At 71.9% G+C, this 26,930-nt stretch carries 23 protein-coding genes; 14 read left to right on the top strand and 9 right to left on the bottom strand.

Going from position 1 to position 26,930, the window contains the following annotated elements; genetic code table 11:
• Positions 1–37: 37 nt before the first annotated feature.
• The gene (ychF, locus tag ACH4TP_RS02285) at positions 38–1,126 is read right to left on the bottom strand and encodes a redox-regulated ATPase YchF (RefSeq protein WP_389231895.1); all 1,089 of its coding nucleotides are present in this window, start codon (positions 1,124–1,126) and stop codon (positions 38–40) included.
• Between the two features lie 162 nt (positions 1,127–1,288).
• Between ychF and ACH4TP_RS02290 the strand changes: the two genes are divergently transcribed.
• The gene (locus ACH4TP_RS02290; protein ID WP_398186754.1) at positions 1,289–2,026 is read left to right on the top strand and encodes a DUF6542 domain-containing protein; all 738 of its coding nucleotides are present in this window, start codon (positions 1,289–1,291) and stop codon (positions 2,024–2,026) included.
• A 231-nt stretch (positions 2,027–2,257) separates the two neighbouring features.
• On the opposite strand, the gene ppgK is transcribed toward ACH4TP_RS02290, so the two are convergent.
• Together ppgK and ACH4TP_RS02300 are read right to left on the bottom strand one after the other, a co-directional pair.
• Positions 2,258–3,001 (bottom strand): polyphosphate--glucose phosphotransferase, encoded by a 744-nt coding sequence (ppgK, locus tag ACH4TP_RS02295; RefSeq protein ID WP_389231901.1) that lies wholly within the window; start codon positions 2,999–3,001, stop codon positions 2,258–2,260.
• A 30-nt stretch (positions 3,002–3,031) separates the two neighbouring features.
• Positions 3,032–4,063: a 4-hydroxy-3-methylbut-2-enyl diphosphate reductase gene (locus ACH4TP_RS02300; RefSeq protein WP_398435293.1), complete on the bottom strand. Its 1,032-nt coding sequence runs from the start codon at positions 4,061–4,063 to the stop codon at positions 3,032–3,034.
• Positions 4,064–4,117: 54 nt separating this feature from the next.
• On the opposite strand from ACH4TP_RS02300, the gene ACH4TP_RS02305 reads away from it, so the two are divergent.
• The 4 genes from ACH4TP_RS02305 (at position 4,118) to ACH4TP_RS02320 (ending at position 7,896) form a co-directional block, all read left to right on the top strand.
• Positions 4,118–5,470 carry an APC family permease gene (locus ACH4TP_RS02305; RefSeq protein ID WP_398435295.1) on the top strand — a complete coding sequence of 451 codons (1,353 nt, stop codon included), beginning with the start codon at positions 4,118–4,120 and terminating at the stop codon, positions 5,468–5,470.
• Between the two features lie 56 nt (positions 5,471–5,526).
• On the top strand, positions 5,527–6,744 hold the full coding sequence (gene xseA, locus ACH4TP_RS02310; protein WP_398435297.1) for an exodeoxyribonuclease VII large subunit: 1,218 nt from the start codon (positions 5,527–5,529) through the stop codon (positions 6,742–6,744).
• Positions 6,745–6,790: 46 nt separating this feature from the next.
• Positions 6,791–7,075 carry an exodeoxyribonuclease VII small subunit gene (locus ACH4TP_RS02315; RefSeq protein ID WP_398435298.1) on the top strand — a complete coding sequence of 95 codons (285 nt, stop codon included), beginning with the start codon at positions 6,791–6,793 and terminating at the stop codon, positions 7,073–7,075.
• A 230-nt stretch (positions 7,076–7,305) separates the two neighbouring features.
• Complete coding sequence (locus tag ACH4TP_RS02320; protein ID WP_389231916.1) at positions 7,306–7,896, top strand: malonic semialdehyde reductase; 591 nt, start codon at positions 7,306–7,308, stop codon at positions 7,894–7,896.
• A gap of 99 nt (positions 7,897–7,995) precedes the next feature.
• Here the strand turns inward: ACH4TP_RS02320 and ACH4TP_RS02325 are convergent, their stop codons facing one another.
• A complete protein-coding gene (locus tag ACH4TP_RS02325) occupies positions 7,996–8,529 on the bottom strand; it encodes a DUF4245 domain-containing protein (RefSeq protein WP_389231919.1) in 534 nt (177 codons plus the stop codon).
• A gap of 117 nt (positions 8,530–8,646) precedes the next feature.
• Here ACH4TP_RS02325 and glpX point away from each other — a divergent pair, with 117 nt between their 5' ends.
• Positions 8,647–9,681, top strand: a complete 1,035-nt coding sequence (gene glpX / locus ACH4TP_RS02330; RefSeq protein ID WP_352023716.1) for a class II fructose-bisphosphatase — start codon at positions 8,647–8,649, stop codon at positions 9,679–9,681.
• A gap of 102 nt (positions 9,682–9,783) precedes the next feature.
• On the opposite strand, the gene ACH4TP_RS02335 is transcribed toward glpX, so the two are convergent.
• Complete coding sequence (locus ACH4TP_RS02335; RefSeq protein ID WP_389231922.1) at positions 9,784–10,155, bottom strand: WhiB family transcriptional regulator; 372 nt, start codon at positions 10,153–10,155, stop codon at positions 9,784–9,786.
• A gap of 192 nt (positions 10,156–10,347) precedes the next feature.
• Positions 10,348–11,067, bottom strand: coding sequence for a DUF1707 domain-containing protein (locus ACH4TP_RS02340; RefSeq protein ID WP_398435300.1), 720 nt, complete (start codon positions 11,065–11,067; stop codon positions 10,348–10,350).
• A 291-nt stretch (positions 11,068–11,358) separates the two neighbouring features.
• Between ACH4TP_RS02340 and ACH4TP_RS02345 the strand changes: the two genes are divergently transcribed.
• On the top strand, positions 11,359–13,029 hold the full coding sequence (locus ACH4TP_RS02345; RefSeq protein WP_389231928.1) for a fumarate hydratase: 1,671 nt from the start codon (positions 11,359–11,361) through the stop codon (positions 13,027–13,029).
• 168 nt (positions 13,030–13,197) lie between these two features.
• Positions 13,198–13,818, top strand: coding sequence for an HAD family acid phosphatase (locus ACH4TP_RS02350; protein WP_389231931.1), 621 nt, complete (start codon positions 13,198–13,200; stop codon positions 13,816–13,818).
• Between the two features lie 5 nt (positions 13,819–13,823).
• On the opposite strand, the gene ACH4TP_RS02355 is transcribed toward ACH4TP_RS02350, so the two are convergent.
• Positions 13,824–14,330 carry a dirigent protein gene (locus tag ACH4TP_RS02355; RefSeq protein WP_389231934.1) on the bottom strand — a complete coding sequence of 169 codons (507 nt, stop codon included), beginning with the start codon at positions 14,328–14,330 and terminating at the stop codon, positions 13,824–13,826.
• Positions 14,331–14,496: 166 nt separating this feature from the next.
• Positions 14,497–16,026, bottom strand: coding sequence for a ricin-type beta-trefoil lectin domain protein (locus ACH4TP_RS02360; protein WP_398435303.1), 1,530 nt, complete (start codon positions 16,024–16,026; stop codon positions 14,497–14,499).
• Between the two features lie 106 nt (positions 16,027–16,132).
• Here ACH4TP_RS02360 and ACH4TP_RS02365 point away from each other — a divergent pair, with 106 nt between their 5' ends.
• From ACH4TP_RS02365 to ACH4TP_RS02375, 3 genes are all read left to right on the top strand, one after another.
• Positions 16,133–17,533 carry a class II fumarate hydratase gene (locus ACH4TP_RS02365; RefSeq protein ID WP_389231940.1) on the top strand — a complete coding sequence of 467 codons (1,401 nt, stop codon included), beginning with the start codon at positions 16,133–16,135 and terminating at the stop codon, positions 17,531–17,533.
• 102 nt (positions 17,534–17,635) lie between these two features.
• Positions 17,636–18,301 carry a DUF402 domain-containing protein gene (locus ACH4TP_RS02370; RefSeq protein WP_398435304.1) on the top strand — a complete coding sequence of 222 codons (666 nt, stop codon included), beginning with the start codon at positions 17,636–17,638 and terminating at the stop codon, positions 18,299–18,301.
• Positions 18,302–18,612: 311 nt separating this feature from the next.
• Positions 18,613–20,667 carry a SpoIIE family protein phosphatase gene (locus ACH4TP_RS02375; protein ID WP_398435306.1) on the top strand — a complete coding sequence of 685 codons (2,055 nt, stop codon included), beginning with the start codon at positions 18,613–18,615 and terminating at the stop codon, positions 20,665–20,667.
• 63 nt (positions 20,668–20,730) lie between these two features.
• On the opposite strand, the gene ACH4TP_RS02380 is transcribed toward ACH4TP_RS02375, so the two are convergent.
• Positions 20,731–22,953, bottom strand: a complete 2,223-nt coding sequence (locus ACH4TP_RS02380) for a transglycosylase domain-containing protein (RefSeq protein ID WP_398435308.1) — start codon at positions 22,951–22,953, stop codon at positions 20,731–20,733.
• Between the two features lie 275 nt (positions 22,954–23,228).
• Between ACH4TP_RS02380 and ACH4TP_RS02385 the strand changes: the two genes are divergently transcribed.
• Genes ACH4TP_RS02385 through ACH4TP_RS02395 form a run of 3 tightly spaced genes read left to right on the top strand, consistent with a single transcriptional unit; the run spans position 23,229 to position 26,799 of the window.
• A complete protein-coding gene (locus ACH4TP_RS02385; RefSeq protein ID WP_389231950.1) occupies positions 23,229–23,753 on the top strand; it encodes a PadR family transcriptional regulator in 525 nt (174 codons plus the stop codon).
• On the top strand, positions 23,750–24,433 hold the full coding sequence (locus ACH4TP_RS02390) for an ABC transporter ATP-binding protein (RefSeq protein ID WP_389231953.1): 684 nt from the start codon (positions 23,750–23,752) through the stop codon (positions 24,431–24,433). The genes ACH4TP_RS02385 and ACH4TP_RS02390 overlap by 4 nt, the downstream gene beginning before the upstream one ends.
• A complete protein-coding gene (locus tag ACH4TP_RS02395; RefSeq protein ID WP_398435310.1) occupies positions 24,430–26,799 on the top strand; it encodes an FtsX-like permease family protein in 2,370 nt (789 codons plus the stop codon). The genes ACH4TP_RS02390 and ACH4TP_RS02395 overlap by 4 nt, the downstream gene beginning before the upstream one ends.
• Positions 26,800–26,930: the final 131 nt, after the last annotated feature.

Genomic DNA, 26,930 nt, shown 5'->3' on the forward strand with positions numbered 1-26,930 from the left:
TGCATCGCCGCAGGTCAGGCCGCCTCTAGGCACGCGATCAGACGTTGAAGCGGAACTCCACCACGTCCCCGTCCTGCATGACGTACTCCTTGCCCTCCATGCGGGCCTTGCCGGCGGCGCGGGCTTCGGCGACCGAGCCGGTTTCGACGAGGTCGGCGAAGGAGATGACCTCGGCCTTGATGAAGCCCTTCTGGAAGTCGGTGTGGATGACACCGGCCGCCTCGGGGGCCGTGGCGCCCTGCTTGATCGTCCAGGCGCGGGCTTCCTTCGGGCCGGCCGTCAGGTAGGTCTGGAGGCCGAGGGTGGCGAAGCCGACGCGGGCGAGGGTGGCGAGGCCGGGCTCCTCGGCGCCGACGGACTCGAGGAGCTCCATGGCGTCCTCCTCGTCGAGCTCGGCGAGGTCCTGCTCCAGCTTGGCGTTGAGGAAGATCGCCTCGGCCGGGGCGACCAGGGCGCTCTGCTCGGCCTTGAAGGCCTCGTCCGTCAGCTCGTCCTCGTCCACGTTGAAGACGTACAGGAAGGGCTTGGTGGTGAGGAGGTGGAGGTCGTGGAGGAGCTCCGCCTTCTCCGAGCCCTGGACGACGCCCTGCGAGAAGAGCGTGTCGCCCTTCTCCAGGATCGCCTGGGCGGCCTCGACGGCGGCGACCTTGGGGGCCACGTCCTTCTTGATCCGGGACTCCTTCTGGAGGCGCGGCAGGACCTTCTCGATCGTCTGGAGGTCCGCGAGGATCAGCTCCGTGTTGATCGTCTCGATGTCGTCCTTCGGCGAGACCTTGCCGTCGACGTGGACGACGTTCTCGTCCTTGAAGGCGCGGATGACCTGGCAGATCGCGTCCGACTCGCGGATGTTCGCGAGGAACTTGTTGCCCAGGCCCTCGCCCTCGCTCGCGCCGCGCACGATGCCCGCGATGTCGACGAAGTCGACCGTCGCCGGGAGGATGCGCTGGGAGCCGAAGACCTCGGCGAGCTTGGCCAGGCGGGCGTCGGGGACACCGACGACGCCGACGTTGGGCTCGATCGTGGCGAACGGGTAGTTGGCCGCCAGCACGTCGTTCTTGGTCAGGGCGTTGAACAGGGTCGACTTGCCGACATTCGGCAGACCGACGATTCCGATCGTGAGCGACACGGTGGCGACTTCCTGAAGGTGTGGATGGTGGGCCGATCCCCCAGTTTACGGGCGGGCCGAACCGGCCGGTGACGCCGACCTTCGGCCGATCTCGGGGGCAAGGTCACCCAAAGGGCGTGTCCCGGACCCGGTTCCCGCCCCCTTCCGACCTACGTTGGTCGTGTGGAGCAGCACAGGACAAGTCAGCCGCAACGCCGCCGAAGGCCGCAGACCACCGCCACGCCGCCGGTCGCACCGCCCGGCGCGCTCGTGGAGGGCGCGGCCGTCTACCGCGTGACCGGCGGGGCCGGTGGCGCGGCCGGTCGCGCGCGCGTGGAGCGGGCCGGGACGGGCGCCGCCCCGGGTGCCGCCGGGACCGCCCCGGCCGGTCGCCCCTCCGCGCGGCCCGCCGGGCGCCGGCCCGTGCCGCCCGTCGTCCTCGCCCTGCGCCGGCTTCCCTCGCCCCGCCTCACCGGGCTCGGCGCCGGGCTGTTCGCCTCGGCCGTCATGCTCACCCTCGGCCTCCTCGACCAGCTGCTCCTCGACGGCTCCCCCGCCGTGTACGGGCTGCTGTTCCTGCCGGTCAGCGCCCTGACCGCGCTCTGGGTCCGGACCGCCGACCTCGTCACCGCTCCGATCGGCGTCCCCATCGCCTTCGCCGTCGGCGTCATCCCCATCGCGGGCGGCACCGGCGGCTTCGGCGGCCAGGCCATGGCCGTCGTGACCGCCCTCGCCGTGCACGCCGGCTGGCTCTACGGCGGCACCCTCGTCGCCGGCCTCATCACGAGCGTCCGCAAGCTGCGGGACATGGGGCGCCGCCATCAGTCCCGCACCACCGCCCGGACCGCCTCCGGCACCGGGACGACGGGCGAGGGCCCGGGCGGACGCCCCCGTACGGCGCGGCGCAGGCCGGTGGCTTGACCGGGTGGCGTAACCGGGGCCGCCGCCCGGGACACCCAGGGGCGGGCCCCTCTCAGGCCGCCCCCGCCGGGGCCCGGGCCGGGGCCTTCTTCCTCTCAGACCGCCCCGCCAGGGGCTCGTATCTCAGGGCCAGGGGCTCGGGCTCTCAGGCCGCCCCGCCAGGGCCGCCCCGCCAGGGGCTCGGGCTCTCAGGCCGTCCCGCCAGAGGCCCGGGCCGGGCCCCTGTTCCTCTCAGGCCGCCCCCGCCGCCATCCCCGCCCCCACGATCCCCGCGTTGTTCTGGAGCTCTGCCGGGACGATCTCGGCGCGGATGCCCTTGATCAGCGGGAGGAACCTGTCCGCCTTGCGGCTGACGCCGCCGCCGATGATGAAGAGTTCCGGGGAGAAGAGCATCTCCACGTGGGCGAGGTACTTGGTCAGCCGCTTGGTCGCCCAGTGCTCCCAGGTGAGGTCCTCGTCCTCCTTGGCCTTCGTGGAGGCGCGGGTCTCCGCGTCGTGGCCCTTGAGTTCGAGGTGGCCGAGTTCGGTGTTGGGGACGAGGCGGCCGTCGACGAAGAGGGCGGAGCCGATGCCCGTGCCGAGGGTCAGCAGGATCACCGTGCCCTTGCGGCCCCGGCCCGCGCCGAAGGTCATCTCGGCGATCCCGGCCGCGTCCGCGTCGTTCATGACGGTCACCGGGAGCCCGCCGAGGCGGTCGCTCAGCAGGGTGCCGGCGTCGACGCCGATCCAGGACCTGTCGACGTTGGCGGCCGTACGGACGGTGGAGCCCGTCACGACGCCCGGGAAGGTGACCCCCACCGGTCCCGTCCAGCCGAAGTGCGCCACGACCTCCGCGACGCAGCCCGCCACACCGTCGGGTGTGGCGGGCTGCGGGGTCAGTACCTTGTGACGCTCCTCGGCGAGCGTGCCGCGTTCCAGGTCCACGGGGGCGCCCTTGATGCCCGAGCCGCCGATGTCCACTCCGAAGACGTTCATGGACCCAACGTTACGGGCCGGGGCGCTGCGTCACTCGTTTTCGAGCAGGGCCGCCGCCTCGGCCCGCAGGTCCTTGTTGCGGAGCTCCTTGGGCAGCGAGAAGGTCAGGGACTCGTCGGCCGTCTTGACGATCTCCACGTCCGCGTAGCCGCGCTCGGCGAGCCACTCCAGGACCTCCTGCACCAGGACGTCCGGGACGGAGGCGCCGGAGGAGAGGCCGACGCTGGTCACGCCCTCCAGCCAGGCCTCGTCGATCTCGCTGGCGAAGTCGACCAGGTACGCGGCGGGGACGCCGGCCTGCTTGGCGACCTCGACCATGCGGATCGAGTTGGAGGAGTTCTTCGAGCCGACGACGATCACCAGCTCGGCCTGGCCGGCGAGCTCCTTGATCGCGGTCTGGCGGTTCTGCGTGGCGTAGCAGATGTCGTCGGACGGCGGGGAGATCAGCTGCGGGAACTTCTCCTTCAGCGCGTCGACCGTCTCCATCGTCTCGTCGACCGAGAGCGTGGTCTGGGAGAGCCAGACGACCCGGGAGGGGTCGCGGACCTCGACCTTGGCCACGTCCGCCGGGCCGTCGACCAGCTGGATGTGGTCGGGGGCCTCGCCGGAGGTGCCGATGACCTCCTCGTGGCCCTCGTGGCCGATGAGGAGGATGTCGAAGTCGTCCTTGGCGAAGCGGACGGCCTCCTTGTGGACCTTGGTGACCAGCGGGCAGGTGGCGTCGATGGTCGCGAGCCGGCCCACGCGGGCCTCCTCGTGGACGGTCGGGGCGACGCCGTGCGCGGAGAACATCACGATGTTGCCCGGCGGCACCTCGGTCGCCTGGTCGACGAAGATCGCGCCCTTCCGCTCCAGGGTCTGGACGACGTACTTGTTGTGGACGATCTCGTGCCGGACGTAGATCGGCGCCCCGTACTGCTCCAGGGCCTTCTCCACGGCGATCACGGCACGGTCCACGCCCGCGCAGTAGCCGCGGGGGGCGGCGAGCAGGACACGCTTCGGGCGGTTCGTCGCGGAGGCGGAATCGGGCGTCGGCGCGGGCGTTGCAGTCATGCGTCCCATCGTAAGGCCGCGTCGGTGAGCGCTTGGAGCGGTGCCGTGGCCGAAACTGGCGCCATGGCTCAGGAGACGCGGGTGGCGGACCACGAGGGGCTGCGACGGAATCTCGGATTCCGTGACCTTGTCGTGTACGGGCTGCTGTTCATCGCCCCCATGGCGCCCGTCGGCGTCTTCGGCACGCTCGACGCGAAGTCGCACGGGGCCGTCGCACTGGTGTACGTCGTGGCGACCGTCGCCATGGCGTTCACGGCGTTCAGCTACGCCCAGATGGTGCGGGTCGCGCCCCAGGCCGGCTCCGTCTTCACGTACGCGAGCAAGGGCCTCGGCGAAGGGCCCGGGTTCGTCGCCGGGTGGATGGCGATGCTCGACTACCTGCTGATCCCGGCCGTCGCCTACCTCTTCGCGGGCATCGCGATGGAGGCGCTGGTCCCGGAGGTGGACCGGTGGGTGTGGACGGGGATCGCCGTGGTGGTCACCACCCTGCTGAACCTGTGGGGCGTACGGGCGGCGGCCCGGGTCGGCTTCGCGGTGCTCGCGATGGAGATCGTCGTCCTGCTGGTCTTCGCCGTGTCCGCGGTGGTGGTGCTCGTACGGGACGGGGCGCAGCGCGACTGGTGGTCGCCGCTCACCGGCGACGTCTCCTTCTCGCTGTCCGCGGTGGTGGGCGCGGTCTCGGTGGCCGTCCTGTCGTACCTGGGCTTCGACGCGATCGCCTCCTTCGCGGAGGAGGTGACGGGCGGTTCGCGGAAGGTGGCGCGGGCCGTGCTGTTCTGCCTGGCGCTGGCGGGCGTCCTGTTCGTGGCCCAGACCTGGCTGGTGGCGCTCCTCGAACCGGTCTCCTCCGCCGAGCTCGCCGCCGACCCGGCCAAGCAGGGCTCGGCCTTCTACGACGCCGTGGAGGCGTCGGTCGGCACCTGGCTGCACGACCTGGTGGCCGTCTCCAAGGCGATCGGCGCGGCCTTCGCGGCGCTCGCGGGGCAGGCGGCGGGCGGGCGGCTGCTGTTCGCGATGGGCCGCGACCGGCGCCTGCCGCACCTGCTCGCCCGCACCGACGGCGGCGTCCCGCGCGTGGCGCTGCTCGTGGCGGCGACGGTCACGATGATCGCCGCGCTGTGGGCGGCCCGCCGGGACGACGGCCTCGACCACCTGGTCTCGGTGGTCGACGTCGGCGCGCTCACCGCCTTCGTCCTGCTGCACGCGAGCGTGGTGGGCTGGTTCGCGGTACGACGGGCGGAGGGGCCGCCGCACTGGCTGAAGCACGTGGTGCTCCCGGTGGTCGGCGCGGCCATCCTGATCGCCGTGATCGTCGAGGCCTCGGCCGCCGCGCAGGTGGTGGGCGTGATCTGGCTGGGGGTGGGCCTCGTCGTCCTCGCCGTCCAGGGCGCGACGAGGCCGTCCCCGCGCGCGTAGCGACCTGCGCCGCCCGCGCCCCTGACGTTGTCGTACCGCGCGGTTACGCTCGGTCCATGGCTCTGACTACGTCCGCAGAAGCGCCGCTTCCCGTCGGTGAGGTCTCCCGGCTGATCGGGGGGTGGATCGACCGGCTCGGGGCGATCTGGGTCGAGGGGCAGATCACGCAGCTGTCGCGGCGCCCCGGCGCCGGGGTCGTCTTCCTGACGCTGCGGGATCCCTCGTACGACGTCTCCATCAGCGTCACCTGCTACCGCCAGGTCTTCGACGCGGTCGCGGACGTCGTCTCGGAGGGCGCCAGGGTCGTCGTGCACGCCAAGCCCGAGTGGTACGCGCCGCGCGGGCAGCTGTCGCTGCGGGCGGTGGAGATCAAGCCGGTCGGGATCGGGGAGCTGCTGGCGCGCCTGGAGCAGCTGAAGCGGAGCCTGGCCTCGGAGGGCCTGTTCGCGGCCGACCGGAAGAAGCCGCTGCCGTTCCTGCCGCACCTCGTCGGCCTGGTCTGCGGCCGCGCCTCGGCGGCCGAGCGGGACGTCCTGGAGAACGCGCGCCGTCGCTGGCCGGCCGTCCGCTTCGAGGTGCGGAACGTGGCGGTGCAGGGCGTGAAGGCGGTCCCGCAGGTCGTCCAGGCGGTGAAGGAGCTGGACGCGCACGGGGACGTGGACGTGATCATCGTGGCCCGGGGCGGCGGCAGCGTCGAGGACCTGCTGCCGTTCTCGGACGAGCAGCTGATCCGCACGGTGGCCGAGTGCCGTACGCCGGTGGTGTCCGCGATCGGGCACGAGCCGGACTCCCCGCTGCTCGACCTGGTGGCCGATCTGCGCGCCTCGACGCCGACGGACGCGGCCAAGAAGGTCGTCCCGGACGTCGGCGAGGAGCTGGACCGGGTGCGCGGGCTCCGGGACCGGGCGCTGCGGACCGTGCGCGGCCTCCTGGAGCGCGAGGAGCGCGGCCTGGCGAACGCGCTCGCGCGGCCCGTCATGGAGCATCCGCAGCGCATGGTCGAGGTCCGCGAGGACGAGGTCGCGCAGCTCCTCGCCCGGAGCCGTCGGGTCCTCGGGCACCTGCTCGACCGGGCGGACTCGGAGCTCTCGCACACGCGGGCGCGTGTGCGGGCGCTGTCGCCCGCCGCGACGCTGGAGCGGGGGTACGCGGTGCTCCAGCGGCCGGACGGGGCGGTGGTCCGCTCCCCCGAGGAGGTCGCGGAGGGCGAGGAGCTGCGGGCCAGGGTCGCCGAGGGCGAGTTCACGGTGCGGCGCGCGGCCGACCCGGCCTGAGCACCTGAGCATTCGACAGGAACCGATACGGAAGAGGGAGCGGCAGATGGCAGCGGGTACGGACACGGGCGCGGGCGCGGGCGCGGGCGCGGAGACGGAAGAGGCGGCCCTCGGCTACGAGCAGGCGCGGGACGAGCTGATCGAGGTCGTCCGGCGCCTTGAGGCCGGCGGGACGTCCCTGGAGGAGTCCCTCGCGCTGTGGGAGCGCGGCGAGGAGCTGGCGAAGGTGTGCCGTCGCCGTCTGGAGGGGGCCCGGGCCCGGCTCGACGCCTCGCTGGCGGCGGAGCGCGCGGCCGAAGGGGAGGCCGACGCGGAGGACGGGGACGAGTAACCCCGCGGCGGAGGCGGAAACGGGGGACGAGTGGAGCCGCTTCGGGTCTCGCGGGCTCGCGCCCGCCTGACGTAGACTTCCGGCCGAAGCGGATCGTTATCCGGATGAGAGTGAAACGGATCACTATCCGGATGGATTAGTTGAATTTTCACCAATCCTCGGCGTACTGTCGAGGCATCGCTCGAACCCCGTACGAGCGACCCCCCTTTGCAGTCCGGAAGGTACGCACCATGTCTCTCGCCCTTGACGCCGTCGCCCAGGACCTCCTCTTCCGCGAGGCCCGCACCGCCAACACGTTCACCGACGAGCCGGTGACCGACGAGCAGATGCAGGCGATCTACGACCTGGTGAAGTACGGCCCGACCGCCTTCAACCAGACCCCGCTGCGCATCACCCTGGTCCGCTCCCCCGAGGCCCGCGAGCGCCTGGTGAAGCACATGGCCGAGGGCAACGCCGCCAAGACCTCGACCGCCCCGCTGGTCGCGATCCTCTCGGCCGACAACGAGTTCCACGAGGACTTCGAGACCCTGCTCCCGCACTTCCCGCAGGTCAAGGACATGTTCTTCTCCGAGCGTCCGGTCCGCGAGAGCTCCGCGCTGCTGAACGCCGCCCTCCAGGCCGCGTACTTCATCATCGGCGTCCGCGCCGCCGGCCTGGCCGCCGGCCCGATGACCGGTGCGGACCTCGCCGGCATCCAGAAGGAGTTCCTGGACGACGACCACACCCCGCTGATGATCGTCAACATCGGCAAGCCGGGCGAGGACGCCTGGTTCCCGCGCAGCCCGCGCCTCGACTACGACGCGGTCGTCACCACCGTCTGAGCCTGACGGCACGAGCCCGACGGCACGAAAGGGCCCCGCACTCCACGAGTGCGGGGCCCTTTCCGTACATCCCGTTCCGTACGTTCCGTTCCGTACGGCTCAGACCTTCTTCGACTGGAGCGCGCCGGCCATCTCCGCCAGCCGCTCGAAGGAGGCCGTGCCGGTCACCACGGTCGTCGCACCGTTCTCCGTGCGGACGAGCGCGTCGTACTTCGGGCCCTCCCAGCGCTGCCAGACCCGGCCGGCCACCGTCTCGGTCTTCCCGGTGTCCTTGGCCTTCTGGGTCACCTCGGGCACGAACTTGCCCGGCTCGGCCGTCGACTGGTTCACGGCCACGTACTGGGTGTCCGGGGAGAGGAAGCCGAGCTGCCAGGCGTCGGCCTTCTCGCGCTTGTACGAGACCACCGTCGCCCTCCAGCCCTCGCCGAGGCCCTCGGGGGCCAGCACCGGGTACGGCGCCGCCCGCTGGGCCGTGAGGAGCTCGACCCGGTAGTCCTTCGCCTTGACCGGCTCCGCGTTGTCGTCGTGCGGGATGAAGAGATACATCACGCCCGCGGCGACCATGATCACCCCGAGGGACTGGAACATCCCGCGTACCGTCTGCCTGCCTCGCATACCTGCCACGCCCACCATGGTCGCATCATGGTGTTGTGCTCATACGTGGGCCCCTCTGCTCATTTTGTCGACGTACCGATAGAGTCACAGCACCCTCTTTTTCCCGGCCGTCGCCGTACAGAAAGGTGCGCTCCGATGACCGAGCACCACCACCTTCCGCCCGAGCTTGTCGTTTCTCCCGAGGCCCCCGACCGCAACCTCGCCCTTGAGCTGGTCCGCGTCACCGAGGCGGCCGCCATGGCCGCCGGCCGCTGGGTCGGCCGCGGCGACAAGATCGGCGCGGACGGGGCGGCGGTCAACGCCATGCGGACCCTGATCTCCACCGTCTCGATGAACGGCGTCGTCGTCATCGGCGAGGGCGAGAAGGACGAAGCCCCGATGCTCTTCAACGGCGAGCGGGTCGGCGACGGCACCGGCGCCGAGGTCGACATCGCGGTCGACCCGATCGACGGCACCACGCTCAACGCCAAGGGCATGCCGAACGCGATCGCCGTCCTGGCCGCCGCCGACCGCGGCACCATGTTCGACCCGTCCGCGGTCTTCTACATGGACAAGCTGGTCACCGGCCCCGAGGCCGCCGACTTCGTCGACATCAACGCCCCCGTCTCGGTCAACATCCGCCGGGTCGCCAAGGCGAAGAACTCCTCGCCCGAGGACATCACGGTCGTCATCCTGGACCGCCCGCGCCACGAGGGCATCGTCAAGGAGATCCGCGAGACGGGCGCCCGGATCAAGTTCATCTCGGACGGCGACGTCGCCGGCTCGATCATGGCCGTCCGCGAGGGCACCGGCGTCGACATGCTCATGGGCATCGGCGGCACGCCCGAGGGCATCATCTCCGCCTGCGCGATCAAGTGCCTCGGCGGCGTGATCCAGGGCAAGCTGTGGCCGAAGGACGACGCCGAGCGCCAGAAGGCGCTGGACGCGGGCCACGACCTGGACCGCGTGCTCTCCACGAACGACCTGGTCAGCGGCGACAACGTGTTCTTCGTCGCCACCGGCATCACCGACGGCGAGCTGCTGCGCGGGGTGCGCTACCGCGCCGAGACGGCGACCACGCAGTCGCTGGTCATGCGCTCGAAGTCCGGCACGATCCGCCAGATCGACTCGACGCACCGCCTCTCGAAGCTCCGCGCGTACAGCGCGATCGACTTCGACCGCGCGAAGTAACGGTTCGTCGCGACGACGGTACGACATACGAAGAGGGGCGCCCCCATGTGCGGTGGGGGCGCCCCTTCTCGTACGGGACGGGGGAAGGTCTCCGCGATCCCGTCAGCCCGCCTGGGCGATCCGCTCGGTGGCGGCCGCCTTCCGCAGCTCCACCTCGCGCCGCCGGCGCCGGGCGAGGACGACGCGCCGCTCGGCCGCCGTGAGTCCGCCCCACACTCCGTACGGCTCGGGCTGGAGCAGCGCGTGCTCCCGGCACTCGACCATCACCGGACAGCGCGAGCAGACCCGCTTCGCCGCCTCCTCGCGGGCGAGCCGCGCGGCGGTCGGCTCCTTCGAGGGGGCGAAGAAGAGCCCTGCTTCGTCCCGGCGGCACACCGCCTCCGCGTGCCATGGGCCGGCCTCGTCCTCCCGGGCAGGGGCGCGCTGAGGGGGTACGGCGGCGACCTGGAGGGGCTGATGCGGCAGTTGCAGCACGGTCTACTCCTGACGACGGCTACGCGAGCGAGCGGCGATGCACCAGCCCTACCCGCTGTGCGCGCGCCTATGCACTGCGTGCCCTGCCGTTCCGCACTGCGGATACCCGAGGGCGAATTCCGGTCACCTCCGCCGCCCGCCCCGCGTCACCCCGGCGGTCGCCCCCGCGTCACCCCGGGCGCCCGCCCCTCGTCACCGCCCGGGGTTCTTCCTGAGCTTGCCCTGGAGGTCGGTGACCCACTTGCCGCGCTTGGGCTTGGCCTCGACGTTCCCGAAGACCGAGTAGCCGTTGATGACGACGACGGGGGCCTGGGGGTCGACGCCTTCCAGGGTCACGACCTCGAAGTTCCCGAAGATGCCGCTGCCGCTGCCGCGCATGCTGATGTTCTCCGGGACGCGCACCTCGACGTTGCCGAAAATGGACGTCGCGTTGATGGTGGTCAGCCGCTGGGCGAAGATCGCCTCGGTCAGGTCGATCTCCACGTTCCCGAAGAGCGCGAAGGCGTTCGTCCGGCGGCTGACCCGCCAGCGGCCCTTGCGGGTCGTGCTGGAGAAGATCGCCACGAGGTTGTCCGCGGCGCCCTCGGGGTCCTCCGGGCCGTAGGCCACGGCCGGTTCGGGCGCCGGGGCGGTGCGGGCGCGCGGCAGGTCGCGGACGATCGGCTCCAGCTCCCCGACGGTCTTGGCCCGGTAGACCGCGTCGATCCGGTCCGAGTGCTCCTCGGCGTCGATCCGTCCCTCGGCAAGGGCGTCCTTGAGGATGTCCGCGATCCGGTCCCGGTCCGCGTCCGAGGCCCGCAGCGCGCCCTGCGGATCGGCGAAGGCGGGCTCGGCGGGTGCGGGCTCGGCGGGGGCGGCCGGCCGCTGCGGCTGCGGCTGCTTCTCGGGTTCGGGCTGCTTTTCGAGGTCCACGAAGTCAGCGTAGCGAAACGCGATAGATCGCGACCAGAGGAGGAACCCCGGTCCTGTCCCCTAGGGGATGCCCCGGGGCCCCGGGCCGGACCCGCCCGGACCCGTCGACCCGGCGGGTCGACCGGACCCGTCGCCCGGCCCCGTCCGGAAACACGCCGTTCCGGCGCGGTCCGCGCCCCTACTGAGCCTTACCTCACAGGATCGGGGCCGCGCCCTCGGCATACGCTGGAGGGCGCGCCCGCCAACGGAGGCGGCGCGCCGCTGTCTGCCGAGTGAGGAATGGCCGCCGTCATGCCTGAGTTTGCGTACTCCGATCTGCTCCCCCTGGGAGAGGACACCACGCCCTACCGCCTGGTGACCTCCGAAGGTGTCTCCACCTTCGAGGCCGACGGGCGTACGTTCCTCAAGGTCGAGCCGGAGGCGCTGCGCAAGCTGGCCGCCGAGGCCATCCACGACATCCAGCACTTCCTGCGCCCGGCCCACCTGGCCCAGCTGCGCCGGATCATCGACGACCCGGAGGCGTCGAGCAACGACAAGTTCGTCGCGCTCGACCTCCTGAAGAACGCGAACATCGCCGCCGCCGGCGTGCTCCCCATGTGCCAGGACACCGGCACCGCGATCGTCATGGGCAAGCGCGGCCAGAACGTGCTGACCTCCGGCCGCGACGAGGAGGCCCTGTCCAAGGGCGTCTACGACGCGTACACCAAGCTGAACCTGCGGTACTCGCAGATGGCCCCGGTGACCATGTGGGAGGAGAAGAACACCGGCTCGAACCTGCCCGCGCAGATCGAGCTGTACGCGACCGACGGCGGCGCGTACAAGTTCCTCTTCATGGCCAAGGGCGGCGGCTCGGCCAACAAGTCCTTCCTCTACCAGGAGACCAAGGCGGTCCTGAACGAGGCCTCCATGATGAAGTTCCTGGAGGAGAAGATCCGTTCGCTCGGCACGGCCGCCTGCCCGCCGTACCACCTGGCGATCGTCGTCGGCGGCACGAGCGCCGAGTTCGCGCTGAAGACCGCGAAGTACGCCTCCGCGCACTACCTGGACGAGCTGCCCACCGAGGGCGACGCCGCCACCGGCCACGGCTTCCGCGACAAGGAGCTGGAGGAGAAGGTCTTCGAGCTGACGCAGAAGATCGGCATCGGCGCGCAGTTCGGCGGCAAGTACTTCTGCCACGACGTCCGCGTCGTCCGCCTCCCCCGCCACGGCGCCTCGCTGCCCGTCGCGATCGCCGTCTCCTGCTCGGCCGACCGCCAGGCCGTCGCGAAGATCACCGCCGAGGGCGTCTTCCTGGAGCAGCTGGAGACCGACCCGGCGCGCTTCCTGCCGGAGACCGAGGACTCCCACCTGGACGAGGCGGGTGACGTCGTGAAGATCGACCTCAACCAGCCGATGGACGAGATCCTCGCCGAGCTGACCAAGTACCCGGTCAAGACGCGGCTCTCGCTGACCGGTTCGCTGGTGGTGGCCCGCGACATCGCGCATGCCAAGATCAAGGCGCGGCTCGACGCCGGCGAGGACATGCCGCAGTACATGAAGGACCACCCGGTCTACTACGCCGGCCCGGCGAAGACCCCCGAGGGCTACGCGTCGGGTTCCTTCGGCCCGACGACGGCCGGCCGGATGGACTCGTACGTGGAGCAGTTCCAGGCGGCGGGCGGCTCGATGGTGATGCTCGCGAAGGGCAACCGCTCCAAGCAGGTCACGGACGCGTGCGGCACGCACGGCGGCTTCTACCTCGGCTCCATCGGCGGCCCGGCCGCCCGCCTCGCCCAGGACTGCATCAAGAAGATCGAGGTCCTGGACAACGAGGAGGACGGCATGGAGGCCGTCTGGAAGATCGAGGTCGAGGACTTCCCGGCCTTCGTCGTCGTCGACGACAAGGGCAACGACTTCTTCCAGAACCCGGCACCCGAGCCGACCTTCACGCACATCCCGGTGCGGGGTCCCGGTCTCGCCTGACCCGGTCCCGCGGGCTCCCGCGACGCCCCTCGGCCCTTCCGGCCGGGGGGCGTCGTCGATCTTCGCTCAGAAAGTCGCTACCGACCGGTAGCCCTCTCGTCACCTACTGGCCAGTATGGGTCGCGAGCATGTCAACCACTGAGCCGGTTCGACCCCTCGGGAGCCCCCATGCCCTCCGCCAAGACCACCGCCGCGGCCCTCGGCCTGACCGCCGTCCTCGTCGTCGGCGCGGCGCCCGCCGCCTCCGCCGCGGACCCGGACACGCACGTCACCTCGACGGCGGCCCTCGCGGGCGTCGACTACACGACCTGGCGGCGGGACGTGGCGGCCGTGGTCGCCGAGGCCCGGCCGTACATCGAGGCACGTGCCGAGAACGCCGGCCGCGAGAAGCAGGCCATCGTCCTCGACATCGACAACAGCTCCCTGGAGACGGACTTCCACCCGTTCTGGGAGCTGCCGACCCCGGCCATCGCGGACGTGCGCGCGCTCGTCGCCGACGCCCACGCGCGCGGGGTGGCCGTCTTCTTCGTCACCGCCCGGCCCGGGATCATCTACTCCCTGACGGACTGGAACCTGAAGAAGGCCGGCTACCCGGTCGACGGGCTTTACGTGCGCTCGCTGCCCGACCTGTTCGCCGAGGTCAGCGCGTACAAGACCGAGAAGCGCGCCGAGATCGAGGCCAAGGGCTACACGATCATCGCGAACATCGGCAACAACACGACCGACCTCGTCGGCGGACACGCCGAGCGCGCCTTCAAGCTCCCGGACTACGGCGGCAAGCTGTCGTAACGGGCTCACCGCGTGGTGATGTGGAACTCCATCCGGTCGTAGTCCCCGTCAGGGGTCGAGGTGATGTATCCACGCGCCTGCTTGAAGTCGCCGGTTCCGCCGGTGACGGCGATGTCGAAGGCGGACGGGGCCTCGTTCGAGGTGTCGAAGGTGGTGAGGGCCTGGGCGGTGAGCTGTCCGCCCGGTCCGCCGTTCAGGACGATGGTGCCGACGCAGTTCATGTCGACCTGGTCGCCGGAGACGCGCACCACGGCGCAGGTCACGCCGTCGCGGCCGACCTTCTCGCCGCCCTTGGTCTTGTAGAGGTCGTCGGCGAAGACGGGCATGTCCCCGACCTTGGGCGGTGGGCTGCTCTGGTTCGTCGCGGGGGGCGAGACCTGCTTGGCGTAGAGCGTGAACTCGAAGCCGTCTCCGCTGTGGGCGGAGACGGGGACGGCGGCGAAGGTGGTCGCCGCGACGGCGGCGACCGCGCAGACGCCGAGCGCGCCGGTCCTCCTGAAGCTGCGGGTCATGTCCTGCCTCCCGTGGGATGGGGGTCCCCCTCGGCACGCTTCACATTGTCCGGCGATCACCGCGACTTCGCCCGTTCGGAGGAGTCCACCCCGGAATCCACCGCCCTCCGGGCATGACCGCGGCCCCCGTCCCGCACCGGACGGGGGCCGCGGCGTTCCCGGGGCCCTAGGCGAACTTCTGGTTCGCGGAGCCGTCGCAGTTCTGGAGCCGGATCGGCTCCTTCGCCGCGCCCTGGGTGAGGCAGAGTCCGGTCGCGGCCGCGGGCCGGACGGTGGCGCCGTCACGGACGAACTTCTGGTTGGCCGCGCCGCTGCAGTTCCAGATGATGAGGGCCTTGCCGGCCTGGTAGGCGGCTCCCGGCACGTCCAGGCAGCGGTCCTGGGTGAGCTGGGTGTGGAGGGTCTGCCGGGCGGAGTCGTACCACCAGTTCTGGTTGCGGCCGCCGTGGCAGTCCCAGCCGAGGACGGCGGTGCCGTTGGCCGACTCGGAGGCGTTGACGTCCAGGCAGTTGCCGGTGGCCTGGTTCCTCAGCGGCTGGTACGCGTCGTCCCAGGCGAGCGGGAAGAGCGTCGGGGTGCCGGAGGAGTTGACGTCGGCGCAGCCCGCCTCGCGCGCGCCCGAGTTGTAGATCTGGGTCAGGCAGGAGGCGAAGGCGCCGTGGCCGCGGTAGTTGGGGTGGAAGGACTGGCGTACGGAGTTCTCGTCGAGGCCGCCGGGCTTGGAGAGGTCGATGTAGAGGCCCCGGGCCCAGGTGTCCTCCATGCAGACCTCGTGGCCGTGGAAGAGGCGGGAGTTGTCGAGGAAGGTGACGCCGGTGTCGGCCGCGACCTTGCGCATGCCCCGCTCGAAGGCGGGGACGGCGGTGTTGCGGCCCCACTTGGTGTCGGAGTCGTAGCCCATGCCGCCGCAGGCGAGCTTGCCGGGGAAGTTCGGGTTGTCGTAGAAGTCGGGGCCGATAGGGCTGGGGTAGCCCATGACGACGAGCTTGTAGTCGCCGTCGGCGTATCCGGCGTCCCGCATGACGGTCTTGAGGTCGCTGACCGTCTGCTCGACCTTGGGGACGAGCGCGTCGACGCGGGCCTGCCAGCCGGGGGCGTACTTGGGCTCGCAGGTGCCCTGGCTGAGCACGTACCGCTCGACGCAGTCGGTCATGACGGGCCCGAACTGCAGGTCGTCGTTGGCTCCGGCGACGAGCAGCACCATCTTGATGCGGGTGTTGCGCGCCTTGATCGCGAGGTTGTCGCTCTGGACGAGCTCGTCGGCGTACTGCTTGGCGCCGCCGATCCGGATGTTGCCGGTGTACGCGCCGGAGCAGGCCACGTTGAACGTGAGGTCCGCGGGGATTCCGGTGCGGTGGATGGCGGCGTCGGGCGAGCGGTGGCACCAGTTGGTGGGCCCGTTGGTCGGCGACTCGTAGGAGCCGACGCCCTCGCCGGAGATCTCGCTGTCACCGAGGGAGATCAGGCCGGTCCTGCGCTGGGCGAGCGGGCGCTCCTCGGGGCTGCCGTAGATCTTGGTGGCCTCGGCCGCCCGGATCGCCTCCAGCTCGGGAGAGAGCGGTACGGAGGTGATTCCGGCCGTCGTGCTCGTGTCGGCCGCGCCGGCGGGGGCCGCGGCGGTCATGCTGCCGAGGGCCGCCGCGGCGGCGGCCGCGACCGCGAGTGGCCAGCGGAGTCTGTACCTGGTGCGCTTCACTGCGCCTCCTGGAAGTGGGGTTACCCACGGTTTTTACTGGCCGGTAGGCGTCTTGGGAATACGTCGAACAAGAGAAGTGCTCATCTTTTTCAGGAGGTTGAGAGACATGAACGAGGACGGCGGCTACCGCGTCGAGCACGACTCCATGGGTGAGGTGCGGGTTCCCGCCCACGCCAAGTGGCGGGCCCAGACCCAGCGGGCCGTGGAGAACTTCCCGGTCTCCGGGCAGCGCCTGGAGCGCGCCCACATCGAGGCCCTGGCCCGGATCAAGGCCGCGGCCGCCAAGGTCAACGCCGAGCTCGGGGTGATCGACGAGGACCGCGCGGAGGCGATCGAATCGGCCGCCGAGGAGGTCGCGGAGGGCCGCTGGGACGAGCACTTCCCCGTGGACGTCTTCCAGACCGGCTCGGGCACCTCGTCCAACATGAACACCAACGAGGTCATCGCCACCCTCGCCACCGAGCGGCTCCCCGAGGGGCGCGAGGTCCACCCCAACGACCACGTCAACGCCTCGCAGTCCTCGAACGACGTCTTCCCCTCCTCCATCCACATCGCGGCCACCGCCGCCGTCACCCGCGACCTGATCCCCGCGCTCGACCATCTGGCCACCGCGCTGGAGCGAAAATCAGCCGAATTCTCGACGGTGGTGAAGTCCGGCCGTACGCATCTGATGGACGCCACCCCGGTCACCCTCGGCCAGGAGTTCGGCGGCTACGCGGCCCAGGTGAGGTACGGCGCCGAGCGGCTGCGCGCGGCACTCCCCCGGCTCGCCGAACTCCCCCTCGGCGGTACGGCGGTGGGCACCGGCATCAACACCCCGGCCGGCTTCTCCGCGGCCGTCATCGCCGAGGTCGCCCGGGCCACCGGACTGCCGCTGACCGAGGCCCGCGACCACTTCGAGGCCCAGGGCGCCCGCGATGCCCTGGTGGAGACGTCCGGGCAGCTCAGGACCGTCGCCGTCTCCCTCACCAAGATCGCCAACGATCTGCGCTGGATGGCCAGCGGCCCGCGCACCGGCCTCGCCGAGATCAACCTCCCCGACCTCCAGCCCGGCTCCTCGATCATGCCCGGCAAGGTCAACCCGGTGATCCCCGAGGCGGTCCTGATGGTCGCCGCGCAGGTGACCGGAAACGACACCACCGTGGCGGTGGCGGGCGCGGCCGGGAACTTCGAGCTCAACGTGATGCTGCCGGTGATGGCCAAGAACCTCCTGGAGTCCGTACGGCTCCTCGCCAACGCCTCCCGGCTGCTCGCCGACCGCACGGTCGACGGGATCACCGCGAACGTGGAGCGCGCCCGCGAGTACGCCGAGTCCTCGCCGTCCGTCGTCACCCCGCTGAACAAGTACATCGGGTACGAGGAGGCCGCCAAGGTCGCGAAGAGGTCCCTCGCCGAGCGGAGGACCATCCGCGAGGTGGTCCTCGACTCCGGCTACGTCGAGCGGGGCGACCTGACGGTCGAGCAGCTGGACGAGGCGCTGGACGTGCTGCGCATGACGCACCCGTAGGGGGACGGCCCCAGGTGACCGGCCGGTAGCGACCGGCCGGTAGCCGTCCCCTCCGTGATCTGTACCGCAGCGGTCGTGGGAGCGCGCCCCTAAGATCTGCGCATGACAGGATCGGACGGCTCTCAGCACTGGGCGCCGGGGGATCACATCCTCTGGCGCTACCGCGGCAACGGCACCGGCGCGGTGCACATCTGCCGACCGGTGACGGTCGTGCAGGACACGCCGGACCTGCTCGCGGTCTGGATGGCGCCCGGCACCGAGTGCGTCCGGCCCGTGCTCGCCGACGGCACGCCCGTCCACGACGAGCCGCTCGCCACCCGCTACACCGCCCCGCGCACCACCGAGCGCGCGCGCTGGGCCGGCAGCGGGGTGCTGAAGCTGGCCCGGCCCGGCGAGCCGTGGTCGGTCTGGCTGTTCTGGGAGCGCGGCTGGCGCTTCCGCAGCTGGTACGTGAACCTGGAGGAGCCGCGGACCCGGTGGTCCGGCGGCCTCGACTCCGAGGACCACTTCCTCGACATCTCCGTCTACCCCGACCGCAGCTGGCTGTGGCGGGACGAGGACGAGTTCGCGCAGGCCCAGCGGTCCGGTCTGATGGGCCCGGAGCAGGCCGAGCGGGTGCGGGCGGCCGGGGAGCGGGCGGTGGAGCGGATCAAGGCGTGGGGGACGCCGTTCGCGGACGGCTGGGAGGACTGGCGGCCCGATCCGGAATGGCGAGTTCCCGAACTTCCGGCGGACTGGGATCGCACTCCGGCGCACACGGCGCCGTGAGACCCTTGATGCGCCCCAGGGGTTCAAACGTAGGATCGTCCTCCGCACGACAGCGACGGATCGGACACCACGTCAGACCGACGGAACAGCACGTCAACGACTCAGCACAGCGCAGGACCTGACCAGAAGTCATCCACGAGGGGGAGAGCAGTGCCGGACGTGCGCCCGGGTGTTCCGACCCCTGCCGTTGCCGCGGCTCGCGGAACGTCCACATCCGCTGCATACGAGGGGTTTACCCCCGCCGAAGGCGCGGCATCGGCGAGAAGAGCGAGTGCATCGCACCACCGGCCCGGACGGACGGAATCCCACGCGTGACGGAGCATCCCACCTCCCACGAAGGCCGGCAGCCCCTGGCTGCCCGGTCGCAGGAACGCGCGCGCCCTCGCCAGGAGGCGGCGGCCGGCCTGCCCGCCGAGCTGCCCGGCGGCCCGGCGGCCCCCGCGTCCCCGGCACCGGAAGTGCCCGCCCAGCCGACGGGCCCGGACGCCCCCGGCCACCCCGGCACCACGGGCGGCACCGACCACCCGGCCGCACCCGAGGTCACCGACCGCCCGGGCGTCCTCGGCGGTACGGACCACCCGAGCGGTGTCGGTCACCCCGGGGGTCCCGGTGCCGTGGCCGTCGCCGTCTCCCCGCAGCACCCCGGTGGCGGGGCGCGCGGCGGGGACGTCACCGCGCGGCGGGAGGGGGACCGGCTGCGGTTCGTCGGGGCGGCGACGCGGCGGATCGCGCGCGGCATCGACCTGGACGAGATCGTGCTCGGCCTGTGCCGGGCCACCGTGCCGACCTTCTCCGACGAGATCCTGGTCTACCTCCGCGACCCGCTCCCGGTGGGCGACGAGCGCCCGGTGGCGCCCTTCGTGCTGCGGCTGCGGCGCACCGACCGGCTCCGGTTAAGCGATCTGGAGGGCGAGGAGCTGGTCCTCGTACCCGATCCGGATCCGACCCCCGCGGCCGAACTCTGCGAGGTACGGAACGGCGGGGCGCTCGCCGAGGTGCTGCGCGGGGTGCGGCCGGTCTTCGGCGACTCCGCGGCCGCCAAGGCGGCGCTGACCGAGCTGCTCGGCCCCGAGCACCCGCTGCCCGGCGGGCTGCGCGCGGTGCTGGCGCCGCTGCGCGGCCGGCGCCGGGTGATCGGCGCCGCCGTGTTCCTGCGCCGCCCCGAGCAGCCCGGCTTCGAACCGAACGACCTGCTCGTCGCGGCGCAGCTGGCCACGCACACCGCGCTCGGCATCGACAAGGCCGTGCTGTACGGCCGCGAGGCGTACATCGCGGACGAGCTCCAGCGGACGATGCTGCCGGACTCGCTGCCGCAGCCGACCGGCGTCCGGCTGGCCTCGCGCTATCTGCCGGCGGCGGAGACGGCGCGGGTCGGCGGCGACTGGTACGACGCGATCCCGCTGCCCGGCAGCCGGGTCGCCCTGGTCGTCGGCGACGTCATGGGCCACTCCATGACCTCGGCGGCGATCATGGGCCAGCTGCGCACCACCGCGCAGACCCTGGCCGGTCTCGACCTGCCGCCGCAGGAGGTCCTGCACCACCTGGACGAGCAGGCGCAGCGGCTCGGCCAGGACCGGATGGCGACCTGCATGTACGCGGTGTACGACCCGGTCTCGCACCGGATCACGGTCGCCAACGCGGGTCATCCGCCGCCGATACTGCTCCACCTGGGCGGCCGCGCCGAGGTGCTGCGGGTGCCGCCCGGCGCCCCGATCGGGGTCGGCGGGGTGGACTTCGAGGCGGTCGAGCTGGACGCCCCGGCGGGCGCCACGCTGCTGCTGTACACGGACGGTCTGGTCGAGTCCCGGCTGCGGGACGTGTGGACGGGGATCGAGCAGCTGCGGGAGCGCCTCGCGGCGACCGCGCAGCTGACGGGCCCGGACCACTCGCCGCCCCTGGAGGCGCTCTGCGACGACGTCCTGGACATGCTGGGTCCGGGTGACCGGGACGACGACATCGCGCTGCTCGCGGCCCGGTTCGACGGGATCGCGCCGAGCGACGTGGCGTACTGGTTCCTGGAGCCGGAGGACGCGGCCCCGGGGCGGGCCCGGCGGCTGGCCCGGCGGGCGCTCGCCCGCTGGGACCTGGAGGAGCTGACGGACTCGGTCGAGCTGCTGATCAGCGAGGTCGTGACGAACGCCGTGCGGTACGCGGAGCGGCCGGTGACCCTGCGGCTGCTCCGTACGGACGTGCTGCGCTGCGAGGTCGGCGACGACTCGCCGCAGCTGCCCCGGCAGCGGCGGGCGCGGGACACGGACGAGGGCGGGCGCGGGCTCTTCCTGGTGAACCGTCTCGCGCGGCGGTGGGGGGCGACCCGTCTGTCGGGCGGCAAGGTCGTCTGGTTCGAGCTGTCGACCCGTACCTGAGTCGCCGTACGAGTACGCCGAAGGCCGGACCCCTGCGCGGGGTCCGGCCTTCGGTCGTGTGCGTCAGCCGTTGTTCGGGCGGCCGGTGCTGTTCGCGTTCGGGTCGCCGCCGGCGTCCGGGGGCTGGACCGAGGTGGGCGGGGCCGTCGGGAACGTGGGGGGCGTCGTCGGCTCCTGGGTGGGGTCCGGCGGCGTGGTGACGGGGTCCGTCGGCTGCGGCGGCGTGGTGGCCGGCGAGGTCGGCGGGGTGGTCGGGGCCGTGGTGGCCGTCGTCGGCGCCTCGGTCGGCTCCTCGGTCGCCGGAGCCTCGCTGGTCGCGGTGGGGTCCGGGAGCGTGCCGTCCGGGGCGGCGCCGTCGGTCTCCAGGTCGAAGGCGGCGTCCGAGCCGCCGTTCAGGGCGCGCTCGGTGTAGTCGCCCCAGATCTCGGCGGGCGTCTTGCCACCGTTGGCGCGGCCCTCGTTGATGGTGTTGGTGAGGGTGACCTGGTTGCCCTTGGCGTCCTCGCCGAAGAGGCCGACGGCGGTGACGAGCTCGGGGGTGTAGCCCACGAACCAGGCGGAGCGGTTGTTCTCGGAGGTGCCGGTCTTGCCGGCGGCCTCGTAGTCGCCGGCGGCGCGGGTGCCGGAGCCGCTGCGCACGACGCCCCTCATGGCCTGGGTGGCGGTGTCGGCGGCCTCGCGGCTGATGACCTGCTCGCCGATCGGCTGGGCGCCCTTGACCGTGCGGTCCTTGTGCTCGGCGGTCTTCACCAGGGTCGGGGTGACCTTCTTGCCGTGGTTGTCGAGCGTGGCGTAGGCGCCGGCCATGTCCATGGTCGAGGCGCCCATGGTGCCGAGGGAGATGGCGGGGGTCTCGGGGAAGCCCGCGCCGTCCTTCATGCCGAGGGCGAGGGCGGTCTTCTTGGCCTTGGCCGGGGTGACGTCGACGATCATCTGGGCGAAGACCGAGTTGATCGAGCTGTTGGTGGCCCTCTGGACGGTGACGGGACCGTAGCTGCGGTCGTCCTCGTTCTCCGGGGCGAAGGCGATGGGGCTGCCGACGACCGGCCGCTGGCTGTCGCCGTCGTAGATCGTGCCGAGGCCGATCTGCCGGCCGTCCTGGGTGAGGGCGTGGTTGTCGACGGCGGAGGCGAGGACGATCGGCTTGAAGGTGGAGGCGGGCTGGTAGTCGCGGCGGGTGGCGTTGGACATCCAGTGCTCGGTGGCGCCGACGCCGCCGTACAGCGCGACGACCGCGCCGGTCTTCGGGTCGACGGAGGTGGCGCCGGCCTGGACGGTGGCCTGCTTCTCGTTGCCCTTGCGGTCGAGCTTGGCCTCCAGCTCCTTGTCGACCGCCTTGACGAGGTCCTTCTGCTTCTTCTCGTCGATGTTGAGGGTGATCGTCCAGCCGCCGGCCTTGATGTCCTCCTCGCTGACGCCCTGGCGCATCAGCTCCTGGTTGGCGGCCTCGACGATGTAGCCGGTCTGGCCCTCCATGCCGGGGAGGGGCTTGGGCTTCTGCGGCACGGGGAACTTCATGCCGGCGCGCTCGGTCGGCGAGAGCCAGCCCTCGCCGACCATGTTGTCGAGGACGTAGTTCCAGCGGTCCTCGACGAGCTTGCGGCCGGTGGCGTTGGCGGAGGTCCAGTCGTACTGGTTGGGGGCCTGGAGCAGCGAGGCGAGGTAGGCGCCCTGGGCGGTGGTCAGCTTGGTGGCGTCGACGCCGTAGTACGAGCGGGCGGCGGCCTGTATGCCGTAGGCGCTGCGGCCGTAGTAGCTGGTGTTGATGTACCCGGCGAGGATCTCGCTCTTGGTCGACTTCTCGTCGACCTTGATGGCGATGACCATCTCCTTGAGCTTGCGCGTCGCGGTCTGGTCCTGGCTCAGGTAGAAGTTCTTGACGTACTGCTGGGTGATCGTCGAGCCGCCCTGCTTGCCCTTGCCCGTGATGGTGTTCCAGGCGGCGCGGGTGGTGCCCTTGATGTCGACGCCGTGGTCCTTGTAGAAGGTCTTGTTCTCGGCGGCGACGAACGCCTTCTGGACCGGCAGCGGGATCTTCTCCAGGCCGACGATCTCGCGGTTGATCTCGCCGGTGCGGGCGAGGATCTTGCCGTTGGAGTACTTGTAGATGTTGCTCTGCATCGTCGCCTCGGCGTTGGCCGAGGGCACCGGGACCAGCAGGTAGACGACGTAGAGGGCGCCCATGCCGAGCAGGCAGAACACGAAGAAGGTGCCCAGGATCTTCTTCCAGGTGAAGAGGCGGCGTATGCCGCGCTTCTTCGCCTTGCCCTTGTCCGGTCGGCCCATGTGTCCAGTCGCTCCTCGTCGTGTGTCCGGCGCCCTCGGTGCTGAGCCCGTTCGCGCCGGATCAGCTCAGACAGCTAACACCGGCGAGACGGACAAAGGACAACCGATCACGTCTTTTCCGGACGTGAGAATCAGCACCCACGCCCAGAGGAACCGACGCTCGGGCAGACCGGATGGTTGCGTGAAGGGTTGGTTCCTCTTGGTGCCCGACCCGGCTCGAACCGGCCCGGCCCGGCTATACATCGCGCGTATACACCGCATGTACAGTGAGGGGCATGTCCATCGGTCACACCCTCCTCGGACTCCTGGAGTCCGGACCGCGCCACGGCTACGACCTCAAGCGCGCCTTCGACGAGAAGTTCGGCCAGGACCGGCCGCTCCACTACGGCCAGGTCTACTCGACGATGTCCCGGCTCCTGAAGAACGGCCTGGTCGTCGTCGACGGCATCGAGGCCGGCGGCGGCCCGGAGCGGAAGCGGTACGCGATCACCGAGGCCGGCATCACCGATGTCGCCCAGTGGCTCGCCACCCCCGAGAAGCCGGAGCCGTACCTCCAGTCCACGCTCTACACCAAGGTCGTCCTGGCCCTGCTCACCGGCCGCGGGGCCGCCGACATCCTCGACACCCAGCGCGCCGAGCACCTGCGCCTGATGCGCGAGCTCACCCGGCGCAAGCGCGACGGCGACCTCGCCGACCAGCTCATCTGCGACCACGCCCTCTTCCACCTGGAAGCGGACCTGCGCTGGCTGGAGCTGACCGCCGCCCGCCTCGACGCCCTCGCCGAGGAGATCCGCCGATGAGCTCCGCCCCGCTGCTCCGCGCCACCGGCCTCGACAAGGCCTACGGCCCGACCCCGGCGCTCGCGGGCGCCGACTTCGCCCTCCGGGCCGGCGAGGTCGTCGCCGTCATGGGCCCCTCCGGCTCCGGCAAGTCCACGCTCCTGCACTGCCTGGCCGGCATCGTGCGCCCCGACGCGGGCACCATCACCTACGACGGGCGCGAGCTCACCGCGCTCTCCGACGGCGCGCGCAGCTCCCTGCGCCGCACCGACTTCGGCTTCGTCTTCCAGTTCGGCCAGCTCGTCCCCGAGCTGACCTGCGTCGAGAACGTCGCCCTCCCGCTCCGCCTGAACGGCGAGAAGCGCAAGGCCGCCGAGGCCAGGGCCGCCGAGTGGCTCGCCCGCCTGGAGGTCGACGCCGTCGCGGGCAAGCGCCCCGGCGAGATATCCGGCGGCCAGGGCCAGCGCGTCGCCGTCGCCCGCGCCCTCGTCACCGCCCCGCGCGTGATCTTCGCCGACGAGCCGACCGGCGCGCTCGACTCCCTCAACGGCGAGCGGGTCATGCGGCTCCTCACCGACGCCTCCCGGGACACCGGTGCCGCCGTCGTCCTCGTCACCCACGAGGCCCGGGTCGCCGCCTACTCCGACCGCGAGGTCGTCGTCCGGGACGGTTCCGTACGGGACGCGGAGTGGGCCGCATGAGCCTCGGCACCTGGGCCCGCGACCTGACGCTCGGCGCCCGGTTCGCGGTCACCGGCGGCCGCTCCGGCCTGCTCCGCACCCTGCTGACCGCGACCGGCGTCGGCTTCGGCGTGGCCCTGCTGCTGCTCGCCGCCTCCTTCCCGAACATGCTCTTCCAGCGGGAGGTCCGGGAGGCGGTCCGCGCCGTCGACGGCAGCGAGCAGGTCGACTCCCCCCGCCCCGACTCCTTCCTCCACCTCACCAGGGCCACCACCTACCGGGACGAGGTCATCAGCGGCCTGCTGCTGCGCCCCGAGGGCGACGCGCCCCCGGTGCCGCCGGGCACCCCGGCGTTCCCCCGGACCGGCGAGATGTTCGTCTCCCCCGCGCTGGGGAAGCTGCTCGACTCCCCCGAGGGCGCCCTCCTCAGGAAACGGCTCCCCTACGAGGTCGCCGGGACGATCGGTCCCGCCGGGCTCATCGGCCCGGCCGACCTGCGGTACGTCGCCCACGTCGACTTCCTCGACACCGAGAACTACGACGGGCGCGGCACGCGCTACGGCTGGTCGGTCCCCGAGGAGCCGATGAACGCCTTCCTCGTCCTCCTCGTCGTCGTCGCCTGCGTCGTCATGCTCCTGCCGGTGCTCGTCTTCATCGCGACCGCCGTCCGCTTCGGCGGCGAGCAGCGCGACCGGCGGCTCGCCGCCCTCCGGCTGATCGGCGCGGACACCGCCATGACCCGGCGGATCGCGGCCGGGGAATCCCTCGCGGGCGCGCTGCTCGGCCTCCTCGTGGGCCTCGGACTCTTCGCGGTGGCCCGGCAGTTCGCGGGGGTCTTCACCATCTGGGACGTCAACGCCTTCCCGTCCGACGTCGTGCCGATGCCCGCGCTCGCCGCGCTCGTCCTCGCCGTCGTCCCGGTCGCCTCCGTCGTGGTCACCCTCTTCGCGCTGCGCGGGGTGGCGATCGAACCGCTCGGCGTCGTACGGACCTCCACCCCGCGCCGCCGCCGGCTGTGGTGGCGGCTGCTGCTCCTCGCCGCCGGCACGGCCTTCCTCATCCCGCTCATCGGCGACGTCCAGGTGACCCGGACCAGCATCGACACCGTCGGTGTCGTGGCCGGCACCACGCTCGCCCTGATCGGCCTCACCTCGCTCCTGCCGTGGCTCGTCGAGGCGGGCGTGAAGCGGCTGCACGCCGGCCCGGTGGCCTGGCAGCTCGCGGTCCGCAGGCTCCAGCTGAGCAGCGGCACGGCGGCCCGCGCGGTCAGCGGGATCGTCGTCGCGGCGACCGGGGCCATCGCGCTCCAGATGCTCTTCCAGGCGATGGAGAACGACTTCACGCAGGTCACGGGCGAGGACACGTCCCGCGCCCGGATCGCGATCGGCGCCGACGCGAAGAACGCCGCCGAGGCCCGCGGGATGATCGACCGCATCGGGCGGACCGAGGGCGTGGCCGGCGTCACCGGCATCGTCGAGTCGCGCGTGTGGCGGCCCGGCCCCCTGAAGGGGGGCGAGGAGTTCTCCCCGATGGTCTCGCTCCGGGTCGGCGACTGCGCCTCCCTCCGGGAGTTCGCCACGCTCCCCTCCTGCGCGGACGGCGACGTCTTCGTCCTCCTCGCGCACGGCGCGCAGGGCAACCCGGGCGACTCCTTCGTCACCAGGGCGGCACGGCCCGGTGCCACGGTCGCCCTGCGCGACCCGCATCCGCACCCGGACGCGCCGAAGCCCCCCGAGGGGCCGCTGCCTCAGTGGCGCATCCCCGCCACGGCCGAGGTCGTGGACTCCCGCCCGGACCCGACGGGCATGTACCAGTACGGCGTGCTCGCCACCCCGAAGGCGATCGACACCGCCCTGCTCGACGAGCCGGACTCGCTGGCCATGGTCCGGCTCGACCCGGCCGTGCCCGACGCCGCCGATCTCGTACGGAACACGGCGGACGCCATCGATCCGACGTCCTGGGTGCGCGAACTGAAGGACACCCAGCGCGACGCGGCGTTCTCCAGCGTCCGCACCGGCATCCTCGTCGGCTCCACCCTGACGATGCTGCTGGTCGCGGCCTCGCTCCTGGTGGCGACCCTGGAGCAGCTCAGGGACCGCAAGCGGCTGCTCTCCTCGCTGATCGCCTTCGGCACCCGGCGCTCGACCCTGAGCTGGTCGGTGCTGTGGCAGACGGCGGTGCCGATCCTCCTCGGGCTCGCCCTCTCCGTGGCGGGCGGTCTCGGCCTCGGGGTGCTCCTGCTGGAGATGAGCGGGCAGCAGGTCATCGACTGGTGGGGCTTCCTGCCCGTCGTCGGGATCGGCCTCGGACTGATCGCGGTCGTGACGCTGCTGAGCATGCCGGTGCTGTGGCGGCTGATGCGGGCGGACGGGCTGCGCACGGAGTAACCCGCCGTTCGCATGTACGAGGGAGGGGCGGGGGGGGGGGGGGCCCGGGGGGGGGGGGGGGCCCCCCCCCCCCCCCCCCCGGGCAGCCCGGGGCGCCCCCCCCCCCCCCCCCAACCCCCGGGGGCACCCGA

The sequence above is a fragment of the Streptomyces sp. NPDC021012 genome (genome assembly GCF_044333355.1).
GTDB lineage: Bacteria > Actinomycetota > Actinomycetes > Streptomycetales > Streptomycetaceae > Streptomyces.